17 protein-coding genes are annotated in these 16,494 nt (G+C 66.6%); 6 read left to right on the top strand and 11 right to left on the bottom strand.

Annotation, left to right across the window (positions count from 1 at the left end; translation table 11 throughout):
• Window positions 1-3 precede the first annotated feature (3 nt).
• Both Q319_RS0101735 and Q319_RS0101730 read left to right on the top strand, forming a co-directional pair.
• Window positions 4-798, top strand: a complete 795-nt coding sequence (locus Q319_RS0101735) for a Cof-type HAD-IIB family hydrolase (protein WP_029480085.1) — start codon at window positions 4-6, stop codon at window positions 796-798.
• An 18-nt stretch (window positions 799-816) separates the two neighbouring features.
• Window positions 817-1,212 carry a DUF1622 domain-containing protein gene (locus tag Q319_RS0101730; RefSeq protein ID WP_029480084.1) on the top strand — a complete coding sequence of 132 codons (396 nt, stop codon included), beginning with the start codon at window positions 817-819 and terminating at the stop codon, window positions 1,210-1,212.
• An 88-nt stretch (window positions 1,213-1,300) separates the two neighbouring features.
• On the opposite strand, the gene recQ is transcribed toward Q319_RS0101730, so the two are convergent.
• On the bottom strand, window positions 1,301-3,553 hold the full coding sequence (gene recQ, locus Q319_RS0101725; protein ID WP_029480083.1) for a DNA helicase RecQ: 2,253 nt from the start codon (window positions 3,551-3,553) through the stop codon (window positions 1,301-1,303).
• 106 nt (window positions 3,554-3,659) lie between these two features.
• On the opposite strand from recQ, the gene Q319_RS0101720 reads away from it, so the two are divergent.
• Entirely contained in the window at window positions 3,660-4,355 is a 696-nt protein-coding gene (locus Q319_RS0101720) for an amino acid ABC transporter permease (RefSeq protein WP_029480082.1), read from the top strand.
• 108 nt (window positions 4,356-4,463) lie between these two features.
• Here Q319_RS0101720 and Q319_RS28550 read toward each other — a convergent pair whose 3' ends face one another.
• Both Q319_RS28550 and Q319_RS28545 read right to left on the bottom strand, forming a co-directional pair.
• Window positions 4,464-4,880 carry a TipAS antibiotic-recognition domain-containing protein gene (locus Q319_RS28550; RefSeq protein WP_245618895.1) on the bottom strand — a complete coding sequence of 139 codons (417 nt, stop codon included), beginning with the start codon at window positions 4,878-4,880 and terminating at the stop codon, window positions 4,464-4,466.
• A gap of 69 nt (window positions 4,881-4,949) precedes the next feature.
• Window positions 4,950-5,255 (bottom strand): MerR family transcriptional regulator, encoded by a 306-nt coding sequence (locus tag Q319_RS28545; RefSeq protein WP_245618893.1) that lies wholly within the window; start codon window positions 5,253-5,255, stop codon window positions 4,950-4,952.
• 55 nt (window positions 5,256-5,310) lie between these two features.
• Here Q319_RS28545 and Q319_RS0101710 point away from each other — a divergent pair, with 55 nt between their 5' ends.
• Window positions 5,311-6,216, top strand: a complete 906-nt coding sequence (locus Q319_RS0101710) for an MDR/zinc-dependent alcohol dehydrogenase-like family protein (RefSeq protein ID WP_245618891.1) — start codon at window positions 5,311-5,313, stop codon at window positions 6,214-6,216.
• 12 nt (window positions 6,217-6,228) lie between these two features.
• Here Q319_RS0101710 and Q319_RS0101705 read toward each other — a convergent pair whose 3' ends face one another.
• The 7 genes from Q319_RS0101705 to Q319_RS0101675 all read right to left on the bottom strand — a co-directional run bounded on the left by Q319_RS0101705 (window position 6,229) and on the right by Q319_RS0101675 (window position 13,897).
• A complete protein-coding gene (locus tag Q319_RS0101705) occupies window positions 6,229-7,677 on the bottom strand; it encodes an alpha-amylase family glycosyl hydrolase (protein WP_029480080.1) in 1,449 nt (482 codons plus the stop codon).
• Window positions 7,678-7,778: 101 nt separating this feature from the next.
• Window positions 7,779-9,299, bottom strand: coding sequence for an aldehyde dehydrogenase (NADP(+)) (locus tag Q319_RS0101700; RefSeq protein WP_051655011.1), 1,521 nt, complete (start codon window positions 9,297-9,299; stop codon window positions 7,779-7,781).
• A complete protein-coding gene (locus Q319_RS0101695; protein WP_029480078.1) occupies window positions 9,296-10,213 on the bottom strand; it encodes a dihydrodipicolinate synthase family protein in 918 nt (305 codons plus the stop codon). The genes Q319_RS0101700 and Q319_RS0101695 overlap by 4 nt, the downstream gene beginning before the upstream one ends.
• A gap of 77 nt (window positions 10,214-10,290) precedes the next feature.
• Window positions 10,291-11,568, bottom strand: a complete 1,278-nt coding sequence (locus Q319_RS0101690; RefSeq protein WP_029480077.1) for an FAD-dependent oxidoreductase — start codon at window positions 11,566-11,568, stop codon at window positions 10,291-10,293.
• A complete protein-coding gene (locus Q319_RS0101685) occupies window positions 11,558-11,827 on the bottom strand; it encodes a (2Fe-2S)-binding protein (RefSeq protein ID WP_029480076.1) in 270 nt (89 codons plus the stop codon). Before Q319_RS0101685 ends, Q319_RS0101690 begins: the two co-directional genes overlap by 11 nt.
• Window positions 11,820-12,929 (bottom strand): NAD(P)/FAD-dependent oxidoreductase, encoded by a 1,110-nt coding sequence (locus Q319_RS0101680; RefSeq protein WP_029480075.1) that lies wholly within the window; start codon window positions 12,927-12,929, stop codon window positions 11,820-11,822. Before Q319_RS0101680 ends, Q319_RS0101685 begins: the two co-directional genes overlap by 8 nt.
• A complete protein-coding gene (locus Q319_RS0101675) occupies window positions 12,926-13,897 on the bottom strand; it encodes a proline racemase family protein (protein WP_051655009.1) in 972 nt (323 codons plus the stop codon). The genes Q319_RS0101680 and Q319_RS0101675 overlap by 4 nt, the downstream gene beginning before the upstream one ends.
• Window positions 13,898-13,976: 79 nt before the next feature.
• Between Q319_RS0101675 and Q319_RS0101670 the strand changes: the two genes are divergently transcribed.
• Both Q319_RS0101670 and Q319_RS0101665 read left to right on the top strand, forming a co-directional pair.
• Window positions 13,977-14,753 carry an AraC family transcriptional regulator gene (locus Q319_RS0101670; RefSeq protein WP_162178609.1) on the top strand — a complete coding sequence of 259 codons (777 nt, stop codon included), beginning with the start codon at window positions 13,977-13,979 and terminating at the stop codon, window positions 14,751-14,753.
• A 37-nt stretch (window positions 14,754-14,790) separates the two neighbouring features.
• A complete protein-coding gene (locus Q319_RS0101665; RefSeq protein ID WP_029480070.1) occupies window positions 14,791-15,795 on the top strand; it encodes a nuclease-related domain-containing protein in 1,005 nt (334 codons plus the stop codon).
• Here Q319_RS0101665 and Q319_RS0101660 read toward each other — a convergent pair whose 3' ends face one another.
• Window positions 15,796-16,443 carry a DedA family protein gene (locus Q319_RS0101660; RefSeq protein ID WP_051655008.1) on the bottom strand — a complete coding sequence of 216 codons (648 nt, stop codon included), beginning with the start codon at window positions 16,441-16,443 and terminating at the stop codon, window positions 15,796-15,798.
• Between the last annotated feature and the right edge of the window lie 51 nt (window positions 16,444-16,494).

Genomic DNA, 16,494 nt, shown 5'->3' with positions numbered 1-16,494 from the left:
CCCATGCTGGGACTGATTTGTGTAGATGTGGACGGAACCCTGATCGGCACGGACAACACCGTGCGGGAAGATGTCTGGGCGGCGCTGGCGGATGCCAGGGCAAAGGGTGTGCGGATCGCGCTGTGCAGCGGGCGGCCCGCCATCGGCAACGCGCTGGGCTACGCGCGGCGGATGGACGCGGACGGCTGGCATGTCTTTCAGAACGGGGCCAGCGTGGTCCGGGTGGACTCCGGGGAAAGCCTTTCCGAAGCCCTGCCAGACGACGCACTGCCCATGCTGATGGCACGCGCCCACGCCGAGGACCGCTTGCTGGAGGTCTACACCGACACCGAATTCGGCGTGACCAAGCCCTGCTCTCTGGCCGAGCGCCATGCTGCGCTGCTGGGCGTGCCCTATGACCCGCGCACCCCCGAATCGCTGGTGGGAACGCGCGTTCGGGCGCAGTGGGTGGTGCCGCGCGAACAGGAAACAGCCGTGACGGCGGAACCTCATCCGGGACTGGACCTGCACCCGGCGGGCAGCCCGGCCATGCCCGACACCATGTTCATCAGCATCACCCGCGCGGGCGTCAGCAAGGGCAGCGCGGTGCGGCGAATCGCGGCGGAATACGGCCTGGGCATGGACCGCGTGATGATGGTTGGCGACGGCGAGAACGACGTGAGCGCCATGCGCGTGGTGGGCCATCCGGTGGCGATGGGCAACGCGGACCCGCCCGCCCTGGCTGCGGCGCGTTACACGGTGGGCCATGTGGATGCTGGTGGGTTGATTGAAGCCGTGGGGTTGGCGCTGACGCTATAGGCGCTAAAATCCGGGACCATGCTGGAGAACGCCGAGAATCTGGTGCAGTTGGGCGCGCGGACCATCGCCTCACTGGCCGAGTTCTCGGCGGCCCTGGTGATTGCCGCCGCGATTGTGCAGGCGCTGTGGCGTTCGGTAATGGCGCTGTTTCTGCCCCGCGACGCCGCCGCCAACGACGCGGCCAAGCAGAACCTGCGCCTTCAGCTTGGGCGCTGGCTTGCCATTGCGCTGGAATTTCTGCTGGCCGCCGACATCCTGCTGACTGCCATCGCCCCCACCTGGGAAGACATCGGCAAGCTGGGGGCAATTGCGCTGATCCGCACGGCGCTCAATTACTTCCTGGAGCGGGAAATTGACGCGAATAACCGGGAGAAAGGGAAGTTGAAGCTGGGCGGGACTGTGGAGGGCGATTGAATTCGAGGTGAAGGGTTGGGTCCCAACTTAACCCCTCAGTCCGCTACGCGGCCAGCTCCCCTCAGAAGGGAGCCAGGGAGACTACCCATTACCCGTCCAGCACCGTCCGTATCGCGTCCACAATCCGTTCGCCGTAGTTCTCGATGCGCTTTGGTCCCATGCCGGGCAGGCCCTGAAGTTCTTCCACCGTGCGTGGGCAGGCAGCGGCCAGAGCTTCCAGCGTGGCATTCGGGAAAATTACGAAGGCGCTGTGGCTGGTTTCGCGGGTCAACTCGCGGCGCAGTTCGCGCAGGGCCTCGGCGATTTCGGTGTGGACGGGGGATGGCGGGGCTTCCGGCTCAGATGACGAGACGGAGAGCAGCGGCTGAGACGTCCTTGGCTGGACAGGCTCACGCATGGGTTGAAACGATGTTCTTTCTTCCGCGCCTCGCAACAGCCCCAGCACGGCGCTGTTTTCCCGCACTCCACGCTCAGCGGCTGAAGCAGGCCGCGCCCGCTCACTCCCGGAATGTTCACGCACAATCTCCAGCACATCCTCGCCGTAATCGGCCAGTTTGCGCTGTCCCACGCCGCTGACCGTTCCCAGCATGGCCGCGCTGCCGGGGCGCAGTTCGCAGATGGCCTTGAGGGTGGCGTCGCTGAAAATGGCGTAAGGCGGCACCGCTTTCTGCCGGGCCAGTTGCAGCCTCCAGGCACGCAGAGCCTCGAACAGCGGGGCGTCCTGTGAATCCACCGGGGCGCGGCCACTACGAGAAGCGTCGCGGTCCCGCTTGCGAACCTTTTCGCGGGGAATCAGGCTGTCCTCACGCAGCATCAGCGTCGTCTCGCCCTTGAGCAGCGGACGGGATTTGCCAGTGGCGCTCAGGCCGTAGTGTTCGCCTGCCGCCAGATGCCCCAGGCTGACCAGTTGACGGATCAGCCCCCGCCACATCTTGTCATCGTGGCCCTTGCCGACGCCAAAAGTAGGCAGCAGGTGGTGGCCCATTGCCACAACTTTCTCGGTGGGCTGGCCCAGCAGAATGTCGGTCAGGTGGGCCGCGCCAAAGCGGTTGCCGGTGCGAATGGCGGCGCTCAGGGCCATCTGCGCCTCGCGGGTGGCGTCGCGCACTTTGGGCGGGTTGAGGCAGATGTCGCAGTTGCCGCAGGGTTCGTTCCTTTCCTCGCCAAAGTAAGACAGCAGGAGCTGGCGGCGGCAGGTGGCGGCCTCGCAGTACGTCAAAAGCGCGTCCAGTTTGGCGGCCTCCACGCGCTTCACGTCGTCGGGCGCGTCGCTCTGCGAGAGCATCCGCTTGACGTTCACCACGTCGGCCAGGCCGTAGACCATCCAGGCGGTGCTGGGCAGGCCGTCGCGCCCGGCGCGGCCCGTTTCCTGGTAATAGCCCTCCATGCTCTTGGGCAGGTCCAAGTGGGCCACGAAGCGCACGTTGGGCTTGTCGATGCCCATGCCAAAGGCCACGGTGGCCACCACCACCACGCCCTCGTCGTTCAGAAAGCGTTCCTGCGCGTGGTTGCGCTCACGCGGCGAGAGGCCCGCGTGATACGGCACGGCGTCCACCCTCTGCGTCACCAGCCACTGCGCGGTCTGTTCCACCGATTTGCGCGACAGGCAGTACACGATGCCCGCGTCGCCCCGGTGTTCGGCGTGGATGAAGTCCAGCAACTGGGTCTTGGGGCCTTCCTTGTTCGCCACGCGGTACTGGATGTTGGGGCGGTCAAAGCTGGAGATGAACTGCGCCGCGCCGCGCAACTCCAGCACGTTCAGGATGTCGGCACGGGTGCGGTCATCGGCGGTGGCGGTCAGGGCCACGCGGGGAATGTCGGGGAAGCGCTGGGGCAGTACGCCCAGTTGCCCGTATTCCGGCCTGAAATCGTGGCCCCACTGCGAAACACAGTGCGCCTCGTCGATGGCAAACAGGGCCACCGGGGCGCGTTCCAGCAGGTCCAGCGTGCGCGGCAGCAGCAGGCGTTCGGGGGCCACGTAGAGCATGTCCAGTTCCCCGGCCAGCAGCGCGGATTCCACCTCGCGCACGCTCTGCATATCCAGGCTGGAATTAAGAAAGGCGGCCCGCACGCCAAACTGCCGCAGCGCGTCCACCTGATCCTTCATCAGCGCGATCAGGGGCGAGACCACGATGCCAACGCCGGGTCGCAGCAGGCTGGGCACCTGATAGCACAGGCTCTTGCCGCCGCCCGTGGGCATCAGCACCAGCGCATTGTTGCCCTCCACCACCGTCCGCACGATGTCGGCCTGCACGTCCCGAAACTGCCCGTAGCCCCACACCCGGCCCAGAACTTCCAGAGCGCGGGCATCGGTGTCGGCGGGGGACTGAACAGAAGGCATCGGGTACAGGATAGCGCGTTACGTGCAGGGCGTAATGGAATAGGACGGTGACTTCTGGACTCTGCGGTCTGTCGGGGCTGGTCCCACGGTTTACACTGTCCCCCGCATGGCCGATCTAGCCGAGGGATTCCGCACCATTCTTTCAGGCGACTACCCGCGCCTGCTGCTGTCGGGGCTGGGCTTCACGCTGGCGGTCAGTCTGTGTGCGCTGGGTGTTTCGGTGATGCTGGGAACGCTGCTGGGCATCGTGCGGGTCTTCCGGGTGCCGCTGCTGGGGCCGCTGGGCAACGCCTACGTGGAGGTGGTGCGCGGCATTCCCCTGATCGTTCTCCTGAGCGTGGTGTATTACGGCCTGCCCGCGCTGGGCCTCACGCTGGACGGCTTTCCGGCGGCGGTGTTGGCCCTGGGATTGTACTCGGCGGCGTACACCTCCGAGATCGTGCGCGGGGGGCTAAACAGCGTGCCCGTGGGTCAAATAGAGGCAGGCCGCAGCCTGGGCCTGAGCCGCGCCCAGGCGGTGCGTTTCGTGGTGCTACCGCAGGCGTGGCGGGTGGCGCTGCCCGCGCTGGGCAACGAATTTATTTCCCTGATCCTGGGCAGCAGCCTAGCGAGCGCCGTGACCTTGCAGGAACTGTTCGCGCAGGGCAAGTACATCACGGGCGTCACCTACCGCCAGTTTGAGGTGTATGCCGTGCTGGCACTGGTCTACTTCCTGCTGACCTTCACCCTGACCCGTGTGGTGCGGGCGCTGGAGCGTCGGCTGGGGCGCGGGCGGGCGGGGGTGGAGCGGCGGGTGATTTGAAGCCCCCTCACCCGCCGCTACGCGGCACCCTCTCCCCTACGGAGAGGGTCATTTTCACCCCTCTACCACGGGGAGAGGGGCCTTGCGAAGCAAGGGGGTGAGGGGTCTTTACTGCTCCTCCGCCCACGCCAGCACCGCCGCGCTGGAATACGCCGCCAGTCCCTCTCCAGCCCTATCAATGTTGCGGGTGAAGCGTTCGTCGGCCATCCACATCTGCGCCAGACCGCGCATCATTTCGGGTGATGCAACGTAATAGCGGGCCGAAATGTGGGCACGGTGATCGGCAGCCACGGCTTGGGCCTCAGCGGAATCGGGGGGCGTTCCAGCAGCCATCAGGGACACATAACGGGCGTAGATGGCGTTCATCTCAGCCTTGACCGCTTCCCAGTCGGCTTTCGTGTAACGCCCCGTGCGAGCAGTGCTCTGCCTGTAGGCATCGGTCTCACCCCAGCGTTCGCGGGCCTCGGCCTCGTGTTCGGCGGGATCGAAGCCATCGAAGATGTCTTTCAATTCTGTGTTTGTCATGTTTGGAACTCCCTCGCCGCGTTCGGCGGCATTCAGGTAGGCCAGGGCGGCGTCCAGGGTGGATTGGGTTCAGCGCTGTTTTTCTCGCAGCAACGCAACCTGGGTTCGCAGTGCTGCCACCTCATCACCGGGCGGAGCGTCCAGCACGCGGGCGATTTCGGCCAGCGGGAAACCCAGTTCGCGGTAGCTCAGCACGCGCCACAGCCGCGCCAGATCAGCGGGGGTGTATAGCCGATAGCCCGCCTCCGTCCGTGCGCCCGGCCTGAGCAGCCCGATGTCGTCGTAGTGGTGCAGCGTGCGAATGCTCAGGCGGGTCAGCAGCGCCACCTCGCCCACGGTCCAGATCTGTTCTGTTTTCTCGTTCCTGGCCTCCATGCACAGCAGCGTAAGGGCTGACGTGGCGTGAGGGTCAAGGGGTCAGAATTGGGGAATGCAACATGGCATGGCGCAACGCCGACTGACCGTTACCGCCCCCGACGAATTCCGGTGGGAGACGGTTGCCTTGCCGCCGCCCGGCCCCGGCGAGGTCCGTGTGCGAACGTGCCTGAGCGCCATCAGCATTTCCTCGGAACTGAGCATGGTGCGGAATGGAGAGACCCACTGGCGGCTGGGCTACCAAACGCTGGGCGTGGTGGAGGCGCTGGGCGCGGGCGTCGCTCTGGAAGTGGGCGTGCGGGTCATCACGACGCTGGGCCACGCCAGCGCAGGAATCCACCGGATTGAGCGGGTCCATGCCGTCCCAGACTACATTCCAGACCGTCAGGCGCTGGCCGTCATTCTGGGCGAGGAAACGCACAAGGGCATCCGCAAAATCGCGCCCCAGTCACAGGAGGGCGTGCTGGTGGCCGGAGCGGGCTTGCTGGGCTTGCTAACAGTGTTCAATCTGACCCGGCGTGGAATCAAAGACGTGACGGTGCTGGAACCGGACCCGACGCGCCGCGAACTGGCCCTGGCTTTCGGCGCAGCCTCAGCCCATGCGCCCGGCAGCCTCCCGCACGACGCCTACGCTGTGGGCCTGGAATGCAGCGGGTCCCCGGACGGTTTCGCGGAAGTGCTGTCACATCTGCGGCCCAATGGGCGCTGCTGCGTTCTCAGTGACGGGAACTGGGGGGCGCTGACCCTGCCGCCCGCTTTCCACACCCGCGAACTGAGCGTGGCAGCCTCCAGCGACGGCGAGGACTATGGGGCCTATGCCCGCTGGCTCTGGCAAAACGCCGATCCCATGCTGGAACGGCTCTTCACGGAAACTACCAAGCCCGACGACTTGCCTGCCACCTTCGCCCGGCTGCGGGAGTGGCCGCGTCCGGTGTCCGTGGTGGTGGACTGGACCGCGTAAACGCCCAGGCACTCAGTTCAGCTTGAACGCCGCCGCATCCTCCGGGGGCACGCTAAGGTGCAAGAAGCCCTTGCTGACGCGAATTTTGGCGTTCTGCCCGGCAAACAGCGTCTGGATCACGGGCAGGTCCCCGCTGCTCAGGCCCAGGCTGCTCAGCCTGACCGAGTAGCTCTGCCGCGCCTTGCTGCCGTGCCAGACGGCCAGAACCCGTTGCCCCTCCTGCTCGCGGGTGAACAGCAGCAATCGGTCTGCCAGGCTGGGCGGCGTTTTTAAGAGCGTCAGGGTGCCCCGGCTCAGGGCCGGACTGGCCTGACGGACCGATATAGCGTTGCGGGCCACCTCGAACACGCCTTTTTCCTGGGGCGTCCATTTGTCCTCAAAACGCATGTCCCGCCGGTTGTCGGGGTCCGCGCCGCCGCGCATGGCGATCTCGGTGCCCTGCCAGATCACGGGCACGCCGCGCAGGGTCATCAGGGCACGCAGCCCGTATTTGGTGCGGGCCTGCCCCACATCCTCGAACAGCGAACCCTGCGCGAAACGCGGCACGTCGTGGTTGTCCAGAAACAGCGCCACCTCGCCGGGGCGGGTCAGCTCCTTCTGGCGCGACAGCACGGCGGCCACCGCGTCAAGCCCCTGTCCGGCCATGATGCTGCCCTTCATAGCGGCCTGGAGGCTGAACAGAAACAGACTGTCGAAGCCCCGGCGCTGCCAGTCGGCCACCGTGCCCGTGTCGGCGTTGTACCACTCGCCCAGCGTCCAGATTCCAGCGGCGCGGTCATCCGCCAGCAGATCGCCCAGAAACGGCCCGTCCACATTCTTGATGGCGTCGTAGCGGAACGCAGAGACACCCTGATCGCGCCAGAACCCGGCGTTGCCCAGCAGCAGATCTCGCACCTGTGGGCTGCTCTGGTTCAGGTCCGGCAGCCCCGCCAGCGGGCAGTCGGCGTCCTTGTCGCGCGAGGCGTCACACGCGGCCTGGCTGTTAAACCACGCCGGATGTTCCGCCACGGCGGGGGCCAGATAGCCGTAGTGGTTGATGACCTGATCGAGGACCACCCGCATCCCGCCCGTCTGCGTCGCACCGATAAACGCCGAGAAGTCGGCCAGCGTTCCGAAATGCGGGTCCACCTTGCGGAAATCGGCAGGCCAGTAGCCGTGGTACGGCGCGGTGTCAAAGGAATTGAGCTTCTGCTGCTGATAAATGGGCGTCAGCCAGACGGCGGTGGCCCCCAGCTTCTGGATGTACGGCAGCTTCGCGGTCAGACCCGCCAGATCGCCGCCGTGCCACGCCCGCAGGTCACCCTTGTTGACGCCCGCGTTGTTGGCCGCGTTGCCGTCGAAGAAGCGGTCCGGCATGACCTGATAGACCACCTGCCCCTCGAAGGACGACAGCGGCATCCCGCCCTGAGCCGACGCGTCTGCCAGCCCGAGAAGAAGGCCGAGGAGAACAGTTTTTCGCATGCAGCATCTTAGCCCCGCGTGGCTGCCGTGTGGGAAAGACAAAACGGGCGCGTTGGGGGAGGTATCCCCCCCACCACGCGCCCTGTTTTAGATGCAGCGCCTCAGCGTGTGCGCTCGCCGTCCACCAGACGCCAGATGCCGCAGGGGTTGGCATCCTGCAATTCGGGGGGCAGGGCGCGGTCCGGGAAGTCCTGATACGCGCGCAGCCGGGCAAAGCGCTCAATGGCGAGGCTGCCCACGCTGGTGCTGCGCCCGCCGTCGCTGGTGGCCGGGAACGGCCCGCCGTGGACTATCGCGTCGCCCACCTCCACCCCAGTCGGGAAACCGTTCAGCACCAGTCGCCCGGCCCGCTGGCCCATGACGTGCAGCAGGTCCGCGAGGCCGTCCAGCTCGGCGTCGGTGGCATGCAGGGTGGCGGTCAACTGGCCTTCCAGCCCGGCCAGAATGGGCGTAACCTCTTCCAGACGGTCATAGCGCACCGCCACGCTGAGGGGGCCGAAGACCTCGTCGGCCAGATCGGAAGTGAATTTAGCGATGGGCACGCTGAGAAGCTGGGGCTGTGCGCCGCTCTCCGGGGCCGAAGCCTGGGTCAGAGGCTGCACGCCCGCCGCCTTCAGATGCCCCGCCGCCCCCTTCTGGAAAGCGTTCAGGATGCCGCCCGTGAGGAGGGTACAGGCCGGAGTCGCGTCCAGCTTGGCGGCCACGTCGTTTAGGAAGGCGTCGCCCGCCTCGCCCACGGGCACGAACAGCAGGCCCGGCTGGGTGCAGAGCTGGCCCCCGGAGCCGCTGATGCTGGCGGCCAGCCCTTTCGCCAGTGCCGCGCCGTTCGCTTCCAGCGCCGCTGCCGTGAACACGCTGGGATTGACACTGCTCATCTCGGCGTAGACGGGAATCGGAACTTTACGGGCCTGGGCCACCGCCACCAGTGCCAGCCCACCCGCGCGCGAGCCGGTGAAGCCGACGGCGTGGATGTTGGGATGCCCCACCAGTTGCACGCCCAGCTCGTAGCTGTCCTCGTAGACGATGCCGAAGACGCCTGCGGGCAGACCCACCTGCGCCGCCGCCTCGCTGATCGCTTCTGCCGCCAGCTTGGAAGTCGCTGGATGCGCCGGATGCGCCTTGACCACCACGGGGCAGCCCGCCGCCAGAGCGGAAGCGGTATCGCCCCCCGCCACGCTGAAGGCCAGCGGAAAGTTGCTGGCCCCGAACACCGCCACCGGCCCCAGCGGAACGCGCACGCTGCGGACATCGGGTTTGGAGGGCTTGCGGGCCGGGTCACCGTGGTCAATGCGGGCGTCCACCCACGAGCCGTCCGCCGCCACCCGCGCGAACAGGCGCAACTGATTGGCGGTGCGGCCCACCTCACCGCGCAGACGGGGTTCGGGCAGCCCAGCCTCCGCCATCGCAGCTTCCACGAAGGCGTCGGCCCGCGCTTCAATTCCAGCGGCGGCAGCGTTCAGGAAGTCGGCGCGCTGCTGCGGAGAACTGGCGGCAAACCCGCGCGCCGCGTCCTTCGCTGCCGCCACCAGCGTTTCCAGTTGCTGCGGTGTGGTGACCTCAAACGCTGGAGCCAGAGGCTGCCCCGTCGCCGGATTCGTCGCCTGAAAGGTGCGGGCGGTCATACGCCCATTCCCGCAGGAACGCGCCCGGAGGCGGCCTCAATGACGGCGCGGGCCTCGGCTTTCTCGGCGTCGGTCAGCTCCAGGCGCGGGGCGCGGACGCGGGCGCTGCCATGCCCGGTTTCTTCCTGCACGAATTTAATGAGTTGCACGAACTTGTTGACCACGTCCAGCCTCAGCAGCGGCAAAAACCAGCGGTACAGTTCGGCAGCCTCTTTCGTCTTGCCGTCGCGCGCCAGTTCAAACAGGCGCACGCTCTCGGCGGGATAGGCGTTGATCAGGCCCGCGATCCAGCCGGTTGCCCCTGCCGCCACGCCCTCCACGATGGCGTCGTCCAGACCCACCAGAATGTCCACCGATTCGGGCAGCACGGCGCGCAGGGCGGTCACGCGGCGCACGTCTCCGCTGGATTCCTTGACGCCGCGCAGGTTGGCGTGTTCCCCGGCCAGTTCGGCAATCTGCGGGGCCAGGAAATCGGTGCGGTACGCGCCGGGGTTGTTGTAGAGGATCACGGGCAACTCGGTGGCCGCCACCAGGGCCGCCATGTGCGCCTTCATCTCGCGCCAGTCGCTGGTGTAGACGTAGGGCGGCAGGGCCATCAGGCCGCCGCAGCCCACGTCACGCGCCGCCTGGGCCAGCCGCACCCCGCCCGCCGTGCTGAGGCTGGCAATGCCGGGAATGACAGGCTTGCCGTCCAGCGCGTCCACCAGCGTTTCCAGCACGGCCATTTTCTCGTCCATTTCCAGCGTGTTGGTCTCGCCCAGCGAACCCAGCGGAATCATGCCGTCGCACCCGGCGGCCATCATCCAGCGGGCATGTTCGCGCAGAAAGCCGTGATCCACGCTGCCATCGGTATTGAAGGGGGTGGTGATGGCGGGGAAAACGCCGCGAAAAGGGTGGGAGGAAGAAAAGGTCATGGGTGGCTCCTTTGGGTGAGAGGGCTGAAGGTCTAAGAGTCTAGAGGTCTGAGGGTCCAAGGGTTTTTTATCGGCGTTTAAGGTGGTCCCAGCACAGTCGGTTGCGCCAGCAGTTGTGACAGCGGCAAAGGCGCGAGCGGGGCGCGCACACCAGTAAAACGCCAGCCATACAGCGTTTCGGTAGTGGGACCACACACCCGGCCCTGGCACGCGCCCATGCCGCAGCGGGTCTGGAGCTTGGCGGCGGTCCAGTTCGTGAAGCCCTGCAACTGACCGTGGCGAACGTCCTCGCAGCGGCAGACGATGGTTGCGGGCGAGGGCGTGGGAAGGCGGTCCGGGCGAAGCGCGAACGAGCGTTCCAGCACGCTCTGAAACTGCCGCTGAATCTCGGCGCGGCGGGGGGCATCGCGCAAACGCTCAATCTGACCGCTGGCGGCGCACCCGGCCACGAAGCCTTCCAGCAAAGCACCGTCCACGCCGCCAATGCCGCAGACTTCCCCGGCAGCGTAGATTCCCGAAACGCTCGTCGCCTGCCAGACATTGACCTCAACCGCGCCCTGAGCATCAAGAGAGCAGCCCAGCAGCGCGGCCACGCGGGTTTCCGGCATCAGGCCGAAGCCCACGGCCAGATAGTCGCAAGCCAGCGTAACTTCACGCCGTCCGCGCCGCAGGGTGACACTCTGGAGCTGGTCCTGCCCGCTGGCCCGCACCACGGCGCAGTCGGCCCAGTACGGCACGCCTCGCAATCCGGCGGCGAGTTCCAGCGCCTCAGTCGCCTTGCCGGGAAGCCGAGCCGCCGCCACGCCGAACGCGGCCACGCCCGGCAAACCCGCCTGCTCCGCCACCGCCAGCACCCGCGCGCCTTTCTGCCGCAAACCCGCCGCCACCGCCAGCAGCAATGGCCCGGACCCGGCCACCACCACGCGTTTGCCGCGCACGTCCAATCCGCCCTTGCTCATGGCCTGCAAGCCGCCCGCGCCGACAACTCCGGGCAGCGTCCAGCCGTCAAAAGGAAGAAACCGTTCAGTGGCTCCGGTGGCAAGGATGACGCGGGCAGCGTGAATGTGGGTCAGACCTGCTGAAGAGGTGACGGTCAGAATGTGGGACTTTCCGGCCTCAGCCGCAACAACCTCCGCGCCGCTCAGCACGGTGATTCCAGGGTGAGAGGCCACATCTCGCAGCAAGTCGCCCGCCGCGCCGCGCTGACCTGCCGCCGCACCGCGCCAGATTTGCCCGCCCGGCGTGGGCTGGGCGTCCAGCAGCAGCACCCGCAAACCGCCCTGAGCAGCCGTCAGCGCGGCCATCAGTCCGGCGGGGCCAGCGCCGACGACGATAGCGTCCCACTCAGGATTCACGATTCACCTCCATCAAACGCCGCACATTCTGACCGTCACGCACGGGGGTCAGGCAGGTTCGCACTGTCTGACTGTCCACCACCGCGCGGCATTCGGAGCAACTGCCCATGCCGCACAGCGCACCGCGCGCCTCGCCGCTCAGGCTGCGGCGCAGCGGTGACAGTCCGGCGTTTTGCAGGGCCGCCAGCACGGTGGTCCCAGCCGGAACCGTGACCCGCACGCCTTCCAGCGTCAGCACAGCCAGCGTCTGCTCAGGCATGGGCTACTTCCGGCAGGCGGTCAAAGCGGGCGGGGGTGAAGTCGTGTTTCAGCAATTCGGACGGCGTTCCGAACACCTGCGCCGCCAGCAGTTCCGCCGTCCCCAGCGCCGTGGTGATGCCTAGCCCCTCATGCCCGGTGGCAAGGAAAACGCCGTCCAGATGCGGATGCGGCCCAACCAGCGGCAGGTGATCCGGGGAGGCACAACGCTGCCCGGTCCAAATTCTCAGAGCGGAGATGTTTTCCAGAGCGGGCAGAAACTCGGCGGCGCGGCGCAGCATTCGCCGCAGCAGGGGCCAGTCTATTTCGCGGTCCGGCTGTTCAAACTGGCGGCTGGAACCGATCAGCAGTTGCCCGGTGGGGCGCGGCTGGACATTGAAGGCCACGCTGTCCTCGTCGTTTCCGTGGGCACTTTTCAGGTAGCCCAGTTCCACCAGTTGATGGTGGACATGCACAGGGCCGCGTTCGGTGATCAGCAGGTGGCCCTTGCGCTGACGCAGCGGCAAGCCGGGCAAGAGCGACACTGCCCCGATGCCGTTTGCCACCATCACGACATCGGCCCGTAGCATTTCGCCACTTTCCAGCCGCACGCCGCCGTCTATCAGCTCCGATACTGCCTCGCGCCGCACGGTGGCCCCCGCACGCTCCAGCAGAAACTGGGCCACCGCCGGGGCGTACACGACGCTGTCGCCGGGAACACGCAAGGCTCCGGCCAGTCCGGGGCGCAGGTTCGGTTCGGCGCGGGCCAGTTCAGCAGCGTCCAGCAGGGTGGCCTCGCGGCCCGCCGCCAGATACGCCTGACGTTTGGGTTCCACCGCCGCCAGTTCCTCCTCGTCACTTGCCACCCACAGCGTGCCGCAGCCGTGGTAATCAGCCTGCTTAGGTAACGCCGGGGCCAGCGCCTCCCACAGTTCCAGGCTGCGGGCGGTCAGGGCCAGTTGCGCGGGGCTGTCGTCCATGACCACCAGATGGCCCATGCCCGCCGCCGTCGCGCCGCCCCCCACTGGTCCCGGCTCCAGCACCGTCACCCGCGCGCCGCGCTGCGCCAGAGCGTCCGCACAGGCCGCGCCCACCAGACCGCCGCCGATCACGATGGCGTTCACCCCGCGTCCACGCCGATGCCCCAGGCAAAGGGATCGCCACTTTGCACGATCAGTTCGCCCTGCATGGTGATGAACGCCTGCCCGGTGATCACAGGATGCACCTGCCCGTCCCGCAAGGAATACTGCCCTTCAAACACGCTGCCGATCACACTTTCCTGCCGCCAGACCTGCCCCGGCTGCAACTGGCCGTCCGCCGCCAGACAGGCCAGTTTGGCGCTGGTTCCGGTGCCGCAGGGGCTGCGGTCATACGCGCCGCCCGGACACATCACAAAGTTACGGTTGACGCCATTCGCATGACTGAACAGTTCAATGTGGTCAATTTCCGCGCCGCCTGCACCAGTGATGCCCGCCTCTTCCAATGCGCGGCGGATTCGCAAGGTTTCGTCGCTCAGCTCTGAAACATCGTCCAACTTGAGAACCCGCTCCCCCACATCCACCAGGAAAAACCAGTTGCCGCCCCAGGCCACATCGCCGCGCACCTCTCCCAGCCCAGGCACCGTCACGCGGACATCTTTGAGATGACGGGAAGCGGGCACGTTCGCCACGCTGACGCGGCCATCGTCGTGCAATGTCGCCGTAACCACGCCCACAGGGGTATCGATGCGGTGATCGCCGGGGCCGATGCGCCCCAGGTAGGCCAGGGTGGACACCAGCCCCATCGTGCCGTGGCCGCACATGCCCAGCGGCCCGGCGTTGTTGAAGTAGATGACGCCTGCCACACAGTCCGGCGCTTTCGGCGGCAGCAGCAAGGCACTGACCAGCACGTCGTTGCCGCGCGGCTCCAGATTAACCAGCGTGCGCCAGCGGTCAAAATCGTTCTTCAATGCTTCCCGCTGCTGCGCCAGCGTTTCACCCGGCAATTCGGGAAAGCCGTCCAGCACCACGCGCGTCGGCTCGCCCGCCGAGTGGGAATCCACAAAGGAGAGGCGGTGCGTGACCCTGGGGGTGGGCGGGGCAGCGGGGGACATGCCTCACGTTACGCCAGATCGGGGCAGATTGTCTTGGACATCCTGGGCAAAAGACCTGCCGAATCCTGCACAATGGGCCGTGTCTCCCCTATCGCTACACCCCACAGTCCAGGATCCGGTTCGGAACATACCAGAGGTCATTCGGCGGCTGGGTCTGGCCGCCATGCTGGACGTGCTGGACTATCTGCCGGACACCGTGGCCTTCGTGAAAGATGCACAGGGGCGTTACCTGTACGCCAACCGCACGCTGCTGGAGCGGCTGGGGCGTTCGAGTGTGGCGGGCTTGCAGGCCAGCGAGGTCTTTCCGCCGACGCTGGGGGCCGCCTACACCCGGCAGGACGCGGCGGTGCTGGCGGGCAAGAACCTGACCGAGCATCTGGAACTGCACCTGTATTCCGGCGGCGCGGCGGGCTGGTGCCTGACCACCAAACGGCGGCTGGGTCAGGGAGTGGCCCCCGCCGGGCTGCTGGGCCTGTCGCGTGACCTGCACCTGCCCCGCCAGCAGAACTCTGCCTCCAACACCACTGGGCTGGCCGCCGCCACCGCCCGGATAGAAACCGAGTACGCCGCGCCCCCCACCGTGCCGGAACTGGCCCGCAGCGCCCGCCTGAGCGTGACCACCTTTGAACGGCAGATCCGGCGCGTGTACGGCCTGACCCCCACGCAACTGCTGACCCGCACGCGCATCGAGGCCGCCACCCGCCTGCTGTCCCAGACCGAACTCTCGGTGGCGCAGATCGCCGTGGACTGCGGGTATTTTGACCACAGCGCCTTTGCCCGCGCCTTCAAAGGGGCGGTGGGATTGACGCCCAGCGGGTACCGGGCCTTTGCCGGGGGTGAGGCAGCGAAGCGGTGAGAGCCGTGTCAGACGCCGGTTCCTAAACTCTGGAATCATGATCATCAAAGAGCTGGAAGCGCAGACCCAAACTGATCCGCTGCGCCGCGCCGGGTACGAGGCCGAGCGGCAGATGGCCCACTACCTGAAACGGGCTTTTGGCGAGAAACCGGAGATCAAGCTTCTACATAACCTACGAATAGAACGGCAGGGCGAGGTGGCGCAGATTGATCATCTGGTCTTGCACAGACACGGAATCATCGTCATCGAGAGCAAGTCGGTCACTGGGCAGGTCAGCGTCAACGAGCGCGGCGACTGGGCGCGGCATTGGAAGGGGAACGCGCGCGGCATGGCGTCGCCCGTCCTCCAGGGACAACGGCAGGGCGAACTGCTGCACAGATTGCTGGACGATCACGATGAGCAGTTGCTGGGCAAACTACTTCTAGGCAAGCTCCAGAAAAGATTTGGGACCATGCACATCGACATTCTGGTGGCCGTATCGGATAGCGGAATCATCCAGGGCGGCAAATACGTCCCCACAGAGGTTCTCAAGGCGGATCAGGTGCCGGACAGGGTGACCGAACTGACCCAGCATTACCGCAAGGCCAACGGCGTGTTCTCGCTGAACTTCAAAGATGCGGGCTACGAGGCCACCCCCGCCGAACTGAGCGGTATCGCAGCCTTCCTGAATGCCCGTCATCAACCGCTGGGCAGAATAGAGGCAGTTCCAATGACCTCCCAGAAGACAGTCTCCGCCCCCAGACCATCGGCATCCAGAGGACTGACCGGCGTGGTCTCCCCTCCTCACAGCCTGCCCGTGGCCGCGCCTGCCCAGACTGAATCAGCACAGATTCCCAACTGCCGCCAGTGCCAGTCCAGTAAATTATCCATCCAGTACGGCAAATACGGCTATTACCTCAAATGTGCCGCCTGCGATGCCAACACCCCGGCCAAACCCATCTGCCCCACCTGCCAGCAGCCTGCCCGCCTGAGCAAGAGCGGTCCGCAGTTCACGGCCTCTTGTGCGGGCGGGCACCAGTGGCGCTACTGGACGAACGGCTGATTACCCTTCTTTCAGGGACGCGTGACGCTCCGGCTGCGCGGCGCTGCGGGCCGCCGCCTGCCTGCGCCGCACGAACCACACGGCGGCGGCGATCAGCAGCGCTGCCAGGATGATCTTGGAGGCCGGGGCCATGTACTCGCCCACCTTCTCGTAGTGGTCTCCCAGCAGGTAGCCCGCGCCGGTCAGCAGCGTGGCCCACAGCGCCGAGCCGATGGCGCTGTACAGCACGAAGGTCCGCAGCGGCATCTCGCTCATGCCCGCCGGGAGGCTCAGCAAGCTGCGGACGCCGGGGACCATACGCCCGAACAGCACCGCCTTCGGGCCGTGCCTGTCGAACCACGCGTCGGCCTTGCGGACATCTTTGCCGCGCAGGCCCAGCCATCTGCCGTGCTGGTCGGCCCAAGCCACCAGCCGTTCCTCACTGAAGACCCGCCCGATGTAGTACAGCGGCAGGGTGCCCAGGACGCTGCCCAGCGTTCCTGCCAGCACCACGCCCACCAAGCTGAGGTCCCCGCGCGAGGCCGCGAAGCCCGCCGAGGGCAGGATCAGCTCGCTGGGAATCGGCGGAAACACGTTCTCCAGCACCATCAGCAGCACGATGCCCAGGTAGCCCAGGCTGTCCATCAAATTCTGAATCCAGTCGACCATCAGAGGGTTACCCTACTGACCAGAAGTCAACGGAACGTCAATCAAAAGTTG

Origin of the sequence: Deinococcus marmoris DSM 12784, from assembly GCF_000701405.1 — a bacterium.
GTDB lineage: Bacteria > Deinococcota > Deinococci > Deinococcales > Deinococcaceae > Deinococcus > Deinococcus marmoris.
Note: the sequence above shows the minus strand (reverse complement) of the source record. Positions and strands in the feature narration are given on the sequence as shown.

What these genes read in the sequence shown, in the direction of transcription:
- Q319_RS0101735 (WP_029480085.1), top strand. Translation starts at nt 4, where the DNA reads ATGCTGGGACTGATTTGTGTAGATGTGGACGGAACCCTGATCGGCACG.
- Q319_RS0101730 (WP_029480084.1), top strand. Translation starts at nt 817, where the DNA reads ATGCTGGAGAACGCCGAGAATCTGGTGCAGTTGGGCGCGCGGACCATC.
- recQ (WP_029480083.1), bottom strand. Translation starts at nt 3,553, where the DNA reads ATGCCTTCTGTTCAGTCCCCCGCCGACACCGATGCCCGCGCTCTGGAA.
- Q319_RS0101720 (WP_029480082.1), top strand. Translation starts at nt 3,660, where the DNA reads ATGGCCGATCTAGCCGAGGGATTCCGCACCATTCTTTCAGGCGACTAC.
- Q319_RS28550 (WP_245618895.1), bottom strand. Translation starts at nt 4,880, where the DNA reads ATGACAAACACAGAATTGAAAGACATCTTCGATGGCTTCGATCCCGCC.
- Q319_RS28545 (WP_245618893.1), bottom strand. Translation starts at nt 5,255, where the DNA reads ATGGAGGCCAGGAACGAGAAAACAGAACAGATCTGGACCGTGGGCGAG.
- Q319_RS0101710 (WP_245618891.1), top strand. Translation starts at nt 5,311, where the DNA reads ATGCAACATGGCATGGCGCAACGCCGACTGACCGTTACCGCCCCCGAC.
- Q319_RS0101705 (WP_029480080.1), bottom strand. Translation starts at nt 7,677, where the DNA reads ATGCGAAAAACTGTTCTCCTCGGCCTTCTTCTCGGGCTGGCAGACGCG.
- Q319_RS0101700 (WP_051655011.1), bottom strand. Translation starts at nt 9,299, where the DNA reads ATGACCGCCCGCACCTTTCAGGCGACGAATCCGGCGACGGGGCAGCCT.
- Q319_RS0101695 (WP_029480078.1), bottom strand. Translation starts at nt 10,213, where the DNA reads ATGACCTTTTCTTCCTCCCACCCTTTTCGCGGCGTTTTCCCCGCCATC.
- Q319_RS0101685 (WP_029480076.1), bottom strand. Translation starts at nt 11,827, where the DNA reads ATGCCTGAGCAGACGCTGGCTGTGCTGACGCTGGAAGGCGTGCGGGTC.
- Q319_RS0101675 (WP_051655009.1), bottom strand. Translation starts at nt 13,897, where the DNA reads ATGTCCCCCGCTGCCCCGCCCACCCCCAGGGTCACGCACCGCCTCTCC.
- Q319_RS0101665 (WP_029480070.1), top strand. Translation starts at nt 14,791, where the DNA reads ATGATCATCAAAGAGCTGGAAGCGCAGACCCAAACTGATCCGCTGCGC.
- Q319_RS0101660 (WP_051655008.1), bottom strand. Translation starts at nt 16,443, where the DNA reads ATGGTCGACTGGATTCAGAATTTGATGGACAGCCTGGGCTACCTGGGC.